This window comes from Microbulbifer maximicatervae (SeqCode), assembly GCF_052466985.1.
The window spans coordinates 4,363,198-4,376,098 of sequence record NZ_CP174298.1 but is presented as its reverse complement, the minus strand read 5'-3'; the positions used below and the strand labels follow the sequence as shown (position 1 = coordinate 4,376,098).

At 50.6% G+C, this 12,901-nt stretch carries 9 protein-coding genes; 6 read left to right on the top strand and 3 right to left on the bottom strand.

The window, feature by feature from the left end:
• Nucleotides 1-19: 19 nt before the first annotated feature.
• The 3 genes from ACJJI3_RS19345 to ACJJI3_RS19335 all read left to right on the top strand — a co-directional run bounded on the left by ACJJI3_RS19345 (nucleotide 20) and on the right by ACJJI3_RS19335 (nucleotide 1,584).
• Nucleotides 20-271 carry a hypothetical protein gene (locus ACJJI3_RS19345; RefSeq protein WP_444940622.1) on the top strand — a complete coding sequence of 84 codons (252 nt, stop codon included), beginning with the start codon at nucleotides 20-22 and terminating at the stop codon, nucleotides 269-271.
• A 636-nt stretch (nucleotides 272-907) separates the two neighbouring features.
• Nucleotides 908-1,180, top strand: a complete 273-nt coding sequence (locus tag ACJJI3_RS19340; RefSeq protein ID WP_444940621.1) for a hypothetical protein — start codon at nucleotides 908-910, stop codon at nucleotides 1,178-1,180.
• Nucleotides 1,138-1,584 carry a L,D-transpeptidase family protein gene (locus tag ACJJI3_RS19335; protein ID WP_238152069.1) on the top strand — a complete coding sequence of 149 codons (447 nt, stop codon included), beginning with the start codon at nucleotides 1,138-1,140 and terminating at the stop codon, nucleotides 1,582-1,584. The genes ACJJI3_RS19340 and ACJJI3_RS19335 overlap by 43 nt, the downstream gene beginning before the upstream one ends.
• A gap of 67 nt (nucleotides 1,585-1,651) precedes the next feature.
• On the opposite strand, the gene ACJJI3_RS19330 is transcribed toward ACJJI3_RS19335, so the two are convergent.
• Nucleotides 1,652-3,055 carry an alanine/glycine:cation symporter family protein gene (locus ACJJI3_RS19330; RefSeq protein ID WP_444940620.1) on the bottom strand — a complete coding sequence of 468 codons (1,404 nt, stop codon included), beginning with the start codon at nucleotides 3,053-3,055 and terminating at the stop codon, nucleotides 1,652-1,654.
• 177 nt (nucleotides 3,056-3,232) lie between these two features.
• A complete protein-coding gene (locus ACJJI3_RS19325; protein ID WP_444940619.1) occupies nucleotides 3,233-4,750 on the bottom strand; it encodes an MFS transporter in 1,518 nt (505 codons plus the stop codon).
• Between the two features lie 186 nt (nucleotides 4,751-4,936).
• Here ACJJI3_RS19325 and ACJJI3_RS19320 point away from each other — a divergent pair, with 186 nt between their 5' ends.
• The 3 genes from ACJJI3_RS19320 to ACJJI3_RS19310 all read left to right on the top strand — a co-directional run bounded on the left by ACJJI3_RS19320 (nucleotide 4,937) and on the right by ACJJI3_RS19310 (nucleotide 10,197).
• Nucleotides 4,937-7,378, top strand: a complete 2,442-nt coding sequence (locus tag ACJJI3_RS19320) for a glycoside hydrolase family 31 protein (RefSeq protein ID WP_444940618.1) — start codon at nucleotides 4,937-4,939, stop codon at nucleotides 7,376-7,378.
• A 51-nt stretch (nucleotides 7,379-7,429) separates the two neighbouring features.
• Nucleotides 7,430-9,343, top strand: coding sequence for an alpha-amylase family glycosyl hydrolase (locus tag ACJJI3_RS19315; protein ID WP_444940617.1), 1,914 nt, complete (start codon nucleotides 7,430-7,432; stop codon nucleotides 9,341-9,343).
• Nucleotides 9,344-9,741: 398 nt separating this feature from the next.
• On the top strand, nucleotides 9,742-10,197 hold the full coding sequence (locus ACJJI3_RS19310; protein WP_444940616.1) for a hypothetical protein: 456 nt from the start codon (nucleotides 9,742-9,744) through the stop codon (nucleotides 10,195-10,197).
• Nucleotides 10,198-10,244: 47 nt separating this feature from the next.
• Here the strand turns inward: ACJJI3_RS19310 and ACJJI3_RS19305 are convergent, their stop codons facing one another.
• Nucleotides 10,245-12,797, bottom strand: a complete 2,553-nt coding sequence (locus ACJJI3_RS19305; protein WP_444940615.1) for an alpha amylase C-terminal domain-containing protein — start codon at nucleotides 12,795-12,797, stop codon at nucleotides 10,245-10,247.
• Nucleotides 12,798-12,901: the final 104 nt, after the last annotated feature.

Here is a 12,901-nt window from a genome sequence, read left to right as displayed (position 1 = left end):
AATAAATACTAGAAAAAATATGGATAACGTCGATCTTCCAGTCATAGCCAAATCCTATTTAATAAATATTAAAAGTAATCATCCCTACCCTGGTATTTCATTTTCAGGGGAGCTTCCAATAATCAGCTATCACATAACGCAAAAAGGGTGGATTCGTTTACTTGGTTTTCAAACCAGAAAGAAATATTTTAGCGATCCCGAAAAGGAAATTTCTTCATTCAATTTTCTAATGCGCAATGGCCAGCACAACAAGAATGAGAAATGGGGATAATTTTGGATAACGATATAGTCGCGACACTTACTAAGATGAAATAAATAATAAAAACTTTTTGAACGCTATTTCTATTATTCTGGTGTGGTTCAAGAACGCTGGAAATTGACTCGCAAGTTACGGTAGATAACTCATAAAACCTTAGCAACTAAGACAAAATTCCTAAAAATAACCAACAAATAGAAGAGCATCCTCTAAGAGAACCTCAGTATATTCCTTTTTGTTGTCACCAGCCCTTAAGACCCACCTTACCATCCCTTGGACTTGTAGTGGTTCATACCGCCGCAGTACCAACCCGCAGCCGAGGCCGAGTATACGGTTATCTGCTTTGGGGAAATCACCAGCTATGGACTTGTCCCTGTAGAAGGGCAGAAATACTTGCCCTTAGACAAACTGTAGCTGGATTCAAAATCCACGGTTGTTTACACGGCCCACTGGTAGTAGAGAGGTGTGTAATGCATAGCCGATCTTCGCTGCAAAATCATCAATCCATTTCCACGAAACAGAAGGGATCTCTACGCAAAAAATCATCATTCGCCGCTGCCGTAGTGATTGTGGGATCTGCAATTCTTGCCCCACTGACCTATGCCGTGGATTATTCCAATTCCCGCTATAACTCGAGATACAGCGCTCAACATGGACATGGAAACTACGGAGCACACTCCAGGTATAGCAGGGACTACCGAGCAAATTCACGGCATAGCAGGAATTACAGATCGCACTCAAGGCACAACCGGGACTACAGAGCACACCCCCGATACAACAGAAATTACAGGGCGCATTCCCGATACAACAGGAATTATCGGGCTCACTCCAGATACGGAACACATTCCAGATACGCGGCGAATCCACGGCATAGCCGCCATATGTGGTTTAAATCCAATATTCAGGGAACACCGCGTATTGTGATCGACCTCAGTGATCAAATGGCATACTTCTATAAGGGCGGGCGCCTGGCCGGTATGTCCCCGGTATCTACCGGCAAACCCGGACACCGCACACCGACCGGTAACTTCCGTATTTCACAGAAGAAATACAGCCATCGATCAAATCTGTACGGTCACTACATCAGCCCACGGGGCTATGTAATGCGCAGCAATGTGGATGTGCGCCGCCACCGCAAACCTGCGGGTTCTCGATTCCGCGGGGCATCTATGGATTACATGATGCGTATCAATGGCCCCGTTACCATGCATGCCGGCCACGTCCCGGGATACCCCGCCTCTCATGGCTGTATTCGTATCCCCTGGCATATGGCTAAGATTTTTTATGCCCACGCCAAGGTTGGTACCAAGGTGTCTGTGGTGCCTTGAGTTGGAAGTAACAAGTAAATTTTTACCAAGCATAAAAAAGGCGGACTATTAAGTCCGCCTTTTTTAATTAGGAAGCCTCGGCCTCCTTTCTCTTTGTTAAATCCATACGGGTAAAATAATCGTGAGCCGCTCGATTAACATGCCTTGCCAGCAATAAAGTAGACACCATTGTTGGAATCGCCATTACCGCATACATCCCGATGATGATGCTGTTTACCGCACTTAAAGAAGCCACCGCACCCAATATAATCAGCACCATGTAGAGTCCGGTATAAAGACCCTGCCAGCGGCCACCGAAAAGAAAAACATAGCACTTCATGCCGTAATACCAACAGGTAACAATAGTGCTGAAAGCCAGTGGAAGGACCATTAGCAGTAGCAAAATTGGGCCGAACTGCCCAAACACCTGAGAAAATGCCTGAGCAGTCAGGGTAACGCCGGCAATATCTCCTTCCTGTTGCCAAGCGCCAGTCAGTAGTATCACCAGGGCAGTGCAAGTGCAGATAACCAATGTGTCTACAATCGGGCCCAGCATTGCAACCACGCCTTCTCGAACTGGCTCACGGGTTTTCGCTGCTCCATGGGCCAAAGACTCCGTGCCTATACCCGCCTCATTGGAAAATGCACCCCTGCTCACCCCTACTGTGATTACCGAACCCAGAGTACCCCCAGCAATAGCTTGACCGCTGAAAGCATCCGAGAAAATTAGCGCAAATGCTGCCGGTACCTGCTCCCAGAAGCTGGCAATTACCACAAGGGTCATGCCCAAATAAAACAGCACCATACCCGGCACTACTCTTGCGGAGAACTTACCAATACGCTGGATACGACCGGCAATAACGTAGGCCGAAGCAACAGCAATTAATAAGCCAATAACAAAATCAAAAGTGAGTGAACCTCCGGGCGCTACCCAACCCAAGGGCTCAGCAAAAGACTCCCGCAGTAGCTGCGTGGTTTGATTGGACTGAAACACCGGCAACATACCGCAGAGTCCCGCCACGGCAAACAGTACTGCGAGCGGCATCCAGCGTCGGCCCAACCCCTCGCGAATAACATACATGGGGCCACCTTGCAGTTCCCCGGAGGCATCGCGACCGCGAAACATCACCGCCAGCGTCGCTGTATAGAACTTGGTAGCCACCCCCACCAGGGCGGTTACCCACATCCAGAAAATCGCCCCAGGCCCACCAATCGTAATTGCGATGGCAACCCCGGAAATATTGCCAAGTCCCAGGGTTCCCGAAAGCGCTGTGGATAGCGCTTGGCTGTGATTCACTTGTCCAGGGTCATTGGGGTCATCGTATCGGCCACTTAAAAGCCCAATACTGTGCCCAAGATGGCGGTAGGGACGGCCACGAGAATAGATTAATAGCGCGAGGCCTCCACCAACGAGTAGCACTAATAAGGGGGGACCCCAGACAAAGCTGGCAAAAGCCTGTAATGCCTGATCAATTGCAGGGAATATCGACATAATTTAATTCATTTCCGGTGAGATCCGCCCAGTCTAGGTACGCTCACACCAGGCTGTCAAAATGCCGCCATAAAACTCTGCAGCCCCATAAATGCGAAAAATTTGGGAAAACCTGGATTCCCGGCAATAAAAAAGCCCCAAATAGGGGCTTTTCTAACGATCTTTTACAACTTTTTATCAAGCTATAGTAGTTGCCTTTAATGCGGGCTCGGGCTCTGAACTCTCCCTCACAAGTGCTACCGATATAGCTCCAAGCAACATACACACCCCCGCCAAAACAACGATGTAAATTGCCTGGTTTTCGAAAACTGTTTTCAATATCAAGCCAGCTACCAGGGCAGAAACAATCTGTGGTGCGGCGATAGTGAAATTAAAAATCCCCATATAAACACCGGTCTTATCCGCTGGCAGCGAGTCAGAGAGGATCGCATAGGGCATCGCCAGAATAGCGGCCCAGGCAATGCCCACACCCACCATCGGTAACAATAATCCCAGGGCGCCACTGGGTACGGAAACTTCTGTGATCAGCAGATTCACCTGTGTAGGCTCGCCCCCCTGGAAGAACAGGAAGCTGATGTACCCCAAACCGCCCAGTGCCAGCGATAGGGAATAAGTGAGCTTACGCCCCAGTACCTGAGACAAACGGGCCAGGACAATAGAGAAGATCGCTGCGAACAGGGAGTAAGCAGCAAAAATAATTCCTACCCAGTCACCGGCAGCACCCTTGGCGGCAGCGATATGTGCGGGAATTTCTTTGACACTTTCCAGATAGGCGGGATCAAACCACTTGGCTTCCACTCCCCAAACGTGTTGAGTGATTGCAGGCGTGGTGTAAACCCACATAATAAACAGGGCAAACCAAGAGAAGAATTGCACCAGGGCCAGCTGGCGCATAGTGCGCGGCATTTTAATTAGCAGCTGGAAAAAACCGATCAAGCGCTTTGCCAGTGGGGCTTTTTGCTGTCTCTCCCGCTCAAGTTGCGCGGAGTCGAGACCTTTATAGGCGTTGTACTGCTCCGGCGGATACTCCTTGGTGCGCAGCACAGTCCACAACACACTACCCAGCAGCACTGTGGCGCCGATATAGAAAGCCCATATAACGGAGGGCGCCACCTCTCCCGCACGGGCAGTATTTTCCAGACCAATCACATTAGTCAGGATGAATGGCAACATGGAGCCGAAGATGGCGCCAATGTTAATCAGCAAAGACTGTATCGAGTAACCCAGGGTGCGCTGCTCTGATGGCACCATGTCGGATACCAGGGCGCGGAAAGGCTGCATGGTCACGTTAAAGGCCGCGTCCATCAGGGCCAACATAACGCCGCCAAAGATAATGGGGGCCACTATCGCCACCACAATCCCGGCATTGGGCATAAACGCCATCCCCAGGGCTGCGGCGATAGCACCAAAAAGGATAAAGGGGTTGCGGCGACCGAAGCGACTCCAGGTCCGGTCCGAAGCTGAACCCACGATCGGCTGTACGATCAGTCCCATTAGCGGCGCCACTATCCAGAATAGAGACAGGGAGTGAAGGTCCGCCCCCAGATCAGACAAGATTCTACTGGCATTGGCATTTTGCAGGGAAAAGCCAAATTGCACCCCGAGAAAACCGAGACTGACATTCCACACCTGCCAAAAGGGCAAGCGCGGTTGCTGGGCTTGCGGCGCAACGGCGCTGCTTGCTGATTGGGTCATAGAGGTCACCGCATCACTAGTTATGCTTATTCTGCCATTCTCACACGCACTCCCGGAGCATCCATCCTCCCCCATAGGGGAGGATGCGGGCCAGATCCTTCGCTTTAGGATAAACTCAGGCCCATGCGTATACGCCGGGCCAACACGAAACTGTGAATCCTAATCAAGCAACTGAAGTCCCGCGCGATGATCCTAAAACTCCCACTCCTGCGCCTGGTGTGTCTCGCAGCTACACTCTGCCTGAGCGCTCAATCCCTGGCCGCTGAACAGCGCAACTACCGCGATCACACCATGAGCGAAGACTCACTAACTGTACAGACGAGTGAGGGCGAGGTCACCCTCACCCCGGTTGGTCCGTCAGCGCTATCGGTGCACTATCGCCGCGAAGGCCTGAAGCAGTTGCCCTCATTTGCGTTGGCCAGCGATTCTGCCGGCCGACCCGAGGCTACGCTGAAGCAAAAAGGGGACAAGCTCGTTTACCGCACTGGCTCGCTTACTGCAGTCATCCACAAGTCTCCCTTCCGAATCGAGTACTTGCGCGGTAGCGAACAAATCCTGAATGAAGAGAGTGGTTTCTTTGCCACCGAGACGATGCGCGGATTCCGTTTCGCACTGTCGCCAGAGGAAAAACTGCTGGGTGGCGGAGAGCGGGTTATGGGGATGGACCGCCGCGGTCAACGCCTGCCCCTGTATAACCGTGCCCATTACGGATACACCACCGAATCCAACCAGATGTATTTTTCCCTGCCAGCAGTACTGTCCAGCAACAAATACATTCTGCTGTTCGACAACTCTGCCACCGGCACCCTGGATCTGGGCGCAAACGAAGAAGGTATCCTGCAATTTGAAGCTGTAGCCGGGCGCACCGCTTACATCGTGGTAGCCGGTGATACTTATCCACAGTTGCTGGAAAATTATGTATCCACAACTGGCAAACAGCCCCTGCCACCCCGTTGGGCCCTGGGTAACTTTGCCTCGCGCTTTGGCTATCACAGCGAAGCTGAAGTCCGCGCAACCGTGGATAAATTTGCCGAAGAAGATTTCCCCCTGGACGCCCTGGTGTTGGACCTCTACTGGTTTGGCCCAGATATAAAAGGTCATATGGGCAATCTTGCCTGGGACAAGGAAGCCTTTCCCGAACCAGAAAAGATGATGACCGACCTTAAAAAGCGCGGGATCAATACCATCCTGGTGACCGAACCTTTTGTCCTCTCCACCTCCGAGCGCTGGCAGGAAGCCGTGGCGAATAATGCCCTGGCCAAAAACCTGGCCGGAGAACCCAAGCGTTTTGATTTCTATTTCGGCAATACCGGCCTGATCGATGTCTTCTCCGAAGATGGCCGCGACTGGTTCTGGAATATTTACGACGGGTTATTGGAACAGGGCGTAGCCGGCTGGTGGGGCGACCTGGGTGAACCGGAAGTTCACCCCTCCGATACCGTTCACGCAATCGGTATGGCCGATGAAATCCACAACGCCTTCGGCCACACCTGGGCGCAATTACTGCACGAACGCCAAACGGCAAAACACCCTGAGCGCCGCCCCTTTATTATGATGCGCTCCGGTTTTGCCGGCTCCCAGCGCTACGGCATGATTCCCTGGACCGGCGACGTCGCTCGGGAATGGGGTGGCTTACAGCCCCAGGTGGAATTGGCTCTGAGTATGGGCTTGCTGGGCTTTGGCTACACCCATTCAGACCTGGGTGGCTTTGCGGGCGGTGAGAAATTTGACCGCGAACTCTACATCCGCTGGTTACAGTACGGCGTATTCCAACCGGTTTACCGCCCGCACGCCCAGGAGCATATTGCTTCCGAACCGGTTTTCCACGATCGCCGCACCCGCGATATCCTGCGCGAGTATGTAAAACTACGCTATCGACTGCTGCCCTACAACTACACCCTCGCCTTCGAAAACAGCCAGACCGGCATGCCACTGATGCGTCCGCTGTTTTTCGAAAACGAAAGTGATCTGTCTCTACTGGACTACAAGGATGCCTACCTATGGGGTCAGGATTTCCTCGTTGCCCCAGTCGTGGAGGAGGATGTGGATGAGGTCGCGGTAAAGCTGCCCGGCGGCACCTGGTTCGATTACTGGACTGATGAACAATATTCTGGCGATCAGGCCCTGGTAGAAGTGAACCTGAAAACGATTCCTATACTGGTGCGGGCCGGCGCCATTATTCCCACCATTGACGATGTCCACAGCAGTCGTGATTACTCCAGTAAAAACCTGGCCCTGGACTACTACGCGCACCCATCAGCAGCAAAGTCCGAGCGCTATGTTTATGAAGATGATGGCGCTACCGCGCAGGCTTTTGAAAAAGGCAAATACGAGAAGCTACATTTCTCAGCTGAAAACAAACAGCAGGATTTAACCTTCGCCTTTAATCGAGAAGGAGACGGTTATACCGGTATGCCGGAATCCCGCAAGGTCAATTTAAAGATCCACAACTGGCAACAAGTGCCTGCGCAGCTCGATATTACCGGCGAATCCCTGCCTATTTTCGACAGTGAAAAAGTCTTTGCTCAGGCACCTCGTGGGGCCTGGTACAACAGGCGCAAGCAGCAACTGCTGGTTAAATTTGACTGGCACAAAGAACCGCTGGATTTAGTGCTCAAAAATCAATAATTCAGCAAACCGCTGTTCACTGACAAATAAATTTAAAGTCATCAGGAAACAATGAAGAAGTTAAATTCCCTGTTTATTGCCAAACTCCTTTCGGCTTCCCTATTGGGCGCTGCTCTATTCGGCACTGCCGGCTGCAGCCAGGAGAGCAGCCCGGAAGAAATACAGCCCGCTGAAAAAGTTGCGGAGAAAAAAGCCGTTATCTACCAAGTGCTACCGCGCTTATTTGGCAACACTAACAGTACCAACAAACCCTGGGGCACACTCGAAGAGAATGGTGTGGGCAAGTTCTCCGACTTTACCCCAAAAGCACTGAATGAAATCCACGCGCTGGGCGCCACCCATATCTGGTACACCGGCGCCCTGCACCACGCGCTCGTTGGCGACTATACGGAATACGGTATCAGTAACGATGATCCAGATGTGGTCAAAGGCCGCGCCGGCTCTCCCTATGCCATCAAGGATTACTACAGCGTAAACCCAGACCTGGCCAATAACCCAGCAGAGCGATTACAGGAATTCCGCGCACTGGTGGAACGCAGCCACGCGGCCGGCCTGAAAGTAATTATCGATATAGTGCCTAACCATGTAGCCCGCGCCTATCATTCTCTCGATAAACCCCAAGGCGTGCAGGATTTTGGAGCTGGCGACAACACCCAGGTCACCTATGCCCGCAACAACAATTTCTACTATGTGGTAGGAGAAGATTTCCGCGTGCCCGTTGCAGAAGACAGTTATCAGCCTCTCAATGGCGAGGCCAATGATCTTGTCGATGGGCAGTTTATAGAGAGTCCAGCCAAATGGACCGGTAATGGCGCGCGCAGTGCACAACCTGCCATGCACGACTGGTATGAAACCGTTAAAATTAATTTTGGCGTTCGCCCCGATGACAGCAAGAATTTTTCTGAGCTACCCCAGGAATATGCCCAGCGTGACTACCGGGCCCACGCCCAGTTTTGGGCAGACAAGAAAGTCCCGGACACCTGGGAAAAATTCCGCGATATCGCCCACTACTGGCTGGACTTTGGCGTGGATGGATTCCGCTATGATATGGCCGGTATGGTGCCGGTAGAATTCTGGAGCTACCTGAATTCCTCCATCAAAATGCGCAACCCCAACACACTGTTACTTGCCGAAATCTATACTCCGGAGCGCTATCGGGATTATCTGCATCTGGGCAAAATGGATTATCTCTACGATAAAGTCGGCACTTACGACGCTATTCGTGCGGTCATGGAGAACAAGGGCAGTGCAGATAAAATCGCAGAGGTGCAGGCAAGCCTGGTAGATATCTCCTCTCATATGTTGCGCTTTATGGAGAACCACGACGAGCAGCGTATTGCCAGCCCACAATTTTCTGGCAACCCAGAGGCAGGCAAACCTGCAATGCTGGTGTCTGCCGCGCTCTCTCCAGCCCCTACCTTAGTTTACTTTGGCCAGGAGTTAGGAGAGCCCGCCAACAAAGATGCTGGGTTCGGCAAAGCCAGCCGCACCACCATTTTCGACTACTGGTCAGTACCCAGTGTGCGCCGCTGGAACAATGAGGGCACTTTTAACACTGCACTGCTGACAAAAGAAGAAAAAGAGCTGCGCATCTTCTACCAGCGCCTGCTTCATTTCTCCAAACAGAGCCCGGCCTTACTTGGCGATTACCTGGACTTGCACAGCTACAACCGCAAGCAAAACTCAGGCTATGGGGAAAAACAATTCTCCTTTGCCCGCTGGAGTGAACATGAAAAATTGTTGGTAATCGCCAACTTCGATAACAGGGCAGTGGAGTTTGATTTTCAGTTGCCTACAGCACTTCTAGAGGCCTGGAAACTACAACCGGGCAGCTACCTGGCTGAAAGCCAGATATCCAATAAGGTGGCAAACCTTATCTTGGAAAAAGACCAAGCCTCCACAAAGATCCTGTTGGCACCCTACGAAAGCCATATCTTTGCAATATCCACTGCTCCCCAGAAATAGCCACTCAGCCCCGGAGGGGACTAATCCCCTCCAAGAACGCTTAAGCACAGCAATTTATACCCACCCTACCCCCTTTCTCACAACATAATCCCGACAATCCCTAACCATACTCATCAGGTAATTCGCTTGACATAAACACTACTCCACGTATATTGCTCACAATTATATTGTGCACAATTTAAATAAAAGCCGAAATTGATATGCAAGGGGACATTATGAACCGACAACATAGCCGCTATTTTTCACCACTAAACCTAATTTTGGCTGCACTTTTAGCATCAGTAGCACTTCCTACAATGGCTGAAACTAACAAGGCTGAACAGGGCGAAGCACCTATCCAGGTAACAGACGAGACTTTTAACTGCATCCGAGATATGACCAAGGTGCGGGGGTTTTATGTGGATAATTTACTGGGAGATCTGGATGGGACTCTAGAGGTCGCAAACTCCAGCACTGGAGGTGTTTATCCTCCTGGATCAGTGGTCCAGTTAGTCCCCGGGGAAGTGATGGTCAAACACCAAAAGGGCTTTAACCCCGCCACTAAAGATTGGGAGTTTTTTGAACTGGATGTTTCTGAGGAAGGCAGCAAAATCCGTAACCGAGGTTTTGTTGATGTAGTTAACCGTTTTGGAGGTAACTGCTTTGCCTGTCATGTCCAGGCCAAACCGCAGTGGGATTTAATTTGCGAGACCGGACACGGCTGTGAACCCATACCATTAACAAAAGAAATACTGGCCTTGCTGCAAAAAACCGATCCTCGTTGTGAATCGAACCCAAAGTTAAATCAAGAAGAGATTGCAAAATTGCAGGCGCTACAACAAGCTCTGCTGGCTAAAGAAAAAGAAAATAAATAACTAAAGAAGCCTGCAGACCAACTTCCTGGCCTGCAGGCTCTTATCAATTACAGTGCAACCACACTATAAATCATGGTTTGATCATTCACCTGCACCTTGTAGCTTCCGCTTACAGAAGTGTAGATATCAGACCCACCCTGCTCCAAGTCACCATCGGAGTCGCTATCGCCGTAGTTTTCACTCCAGTCAGCATTAACATCGAACTTGAAACGCTGCTGGGATTGACCATCAAAATTTACCTGGATTTCCCAGGTATTGTCGGCAACTAATTCCATAGCGTCAGCATCCCAACTATTTGGTGTGCCACGGAAATAAAGTGAGGAAAAGTTAGATGTGTAACTACCACAGTCTGCACAGGTCAGGCTGTAGCTCAAAGTTTCATCATTAACCTCAACAATATAAGTCCCTGATACATCGGTGTAGATATCATCCCCACCCTGCTCCAGAGAGCCATCCGCATTGTTATCCCCATAGTTTTCAACCCAGTCACTGCTAACATCAAACTTAAAGCGCTGGTTACTGCTGCCATCAAACACCACAGTGGCACGCCAGGTATTATCTGCAACCAGGGTCATCGCCTGAGTGCCCCAGCTATTGGGCGTACCGCGGAAATTTAATGCCGTAAAGTTTTGAGCATAACCAGCATTGGGATCAGTCACGGTAATGGTTGCCGTAGCACTATCGGTCAGGCCATCGTTGTCAGTAACAGTGACTGTCTCGGTATAAGTGCCCGCACTGGCGAAGCTCAAAGTTTTCGAGGAAGAACTACCACCACTGCTCCAGCTATAGGAAATCACACTACCGTCGCTATCAGTAGAGCTGCTGGCATCCAGGGTGACACTCTGATTGACCTCTACTGTGCTGGATACTGGGGTCACAGTTGCAGTGGGTGCCTGCTGGGAAGAGAGCTCGGTGATCGAATAGGCCAGGGTCTCATCATTTACTTCAATAAGGTAGCTACCGGTTACTGAGGTATAAATGTCTGCTCCGGTTTGATCCAGCGTGCCATCAGCACCATCGTCACCGTAATTTTCGGCCCAGTTACCATAGATATCCAACTTAAAGCGTTGGTCTGCCTGGCCATCAAAATTAACCACCAATTGCCAGGTATTATCTGCTACCAATTCAAAAGCTGTTGCTTCCCAATTATTAGCTGTGCCACGGAAATAAAGGCTGGGGAAACCCGTCCCAGAACATTCTTCACCACAGGGACCAGATAGCTGCCCACCGTGAATGGCAGCAGCGGAATAAGCTGCGACATTGAAGGTGGCATAACCATTGCTGCCTACGGAAATAACATCGCCACTGCACTCATCATCTCCCGCCAGGACATTGCAGTAGTCCCCTGCAGGAAGGCCTGTATACAGTGTCTGGCTGAAAGAATTACCCTCGTTGTTGATAACGACATAGCCTTTATCACCGCGTCCAAAGGCAATCTGGTTATCTCCGTTATCCCACCAATTTTCCATACTGGTGCCATCGGTATAGTTACGGAAACCCACCATATTGGCAATATTGCCCCATCGGTGCTGACATACCCATTCGTTGTTTTCACAACTCTCCGGACCAGTATTGGGGGGACCAATATCCGTATCGGTAAAGTCATAACCTGACATTACCTTCGGATAGCCATAGGGGTGTGCCAACATAAAAACGTTGGCCAGGTTGTACTTGTAGCCATCGTGATAGGTCAGGTTACCGCCACCACCGTGGCCACGTTCACGATCGTGGTTGTCAATAAAGTGAACTGCATCGCTGGAAGATAAAAGTCCCCAACTCTCGCCAATACTGGCGAGGTTTTTAATTTGTCCGTTAAAATTACTCGCTACATCAGTGCCGTACTTAAATTCAGTCACACGGCCCAGGAATGTATAATTTGATGGCTGGATTTCAGAAGCTTCGCCAGCTGCACCGATAACTTCAGAAAAGATCCAGGGATTACCAGCTTTACTCATGATGCTGTACATATCGCTGGGAGACATGTGCTTAACCGCATCTACGCGGAAACCATCAACGCCCATACCCTGCAATTTATTTAGGTAATCGGCCAGGGTCTGCTGAACATAACTGGAACCAGTATCCAAATCTGGAAGTCCACTCAAGCGGCAATTCCAGACATTATTCGCATCGCTATAGTTATCAATAGTGCAATCGGAGTGATAATCCCAAGAGGAAAACTCACCTGGATGATTCAACAATGTCCACTCGGTACCGCCCCAACCCGTGCCTCCACCATTCCAGGCCGCCGTATGGTTGATGACTACATCTGCGTAGACTTTTACACCTGCCGCATTACAGCGGCTGATCATGCTCTGTAACTCAGCCTCGGTACCGCTGCGGCTGGTCAGGTTAGTGTAGGAAACCGGCTGGTAGCGCGCCCACCAGGTGGAGTGGCTGATATGTTCATGGGGCGGGGAGATCTGCACCGCGTCAAAACCTTTCGGCCCCAGGAACTCCTCACATTCACTGGCGATATCATTCCAGCTCCATTCGAACAGGTGTACAAAGGCCGTGCCTGCGCTGGCATGGGTACTGGACATGGCTCCGAGTACGATACTCGCGCCTCCCAGAAGCCCTTTTAACGGAAATTGTTTTTTCATTTTAGCTTTCCTTTTTCTCTCATCTTTAGTCGTTATCTTTTTTGTATAAGGAGAACCCCGGAGGCAGTTGCCTACCAATGATTAATGGTTCTTCATTTCTACAT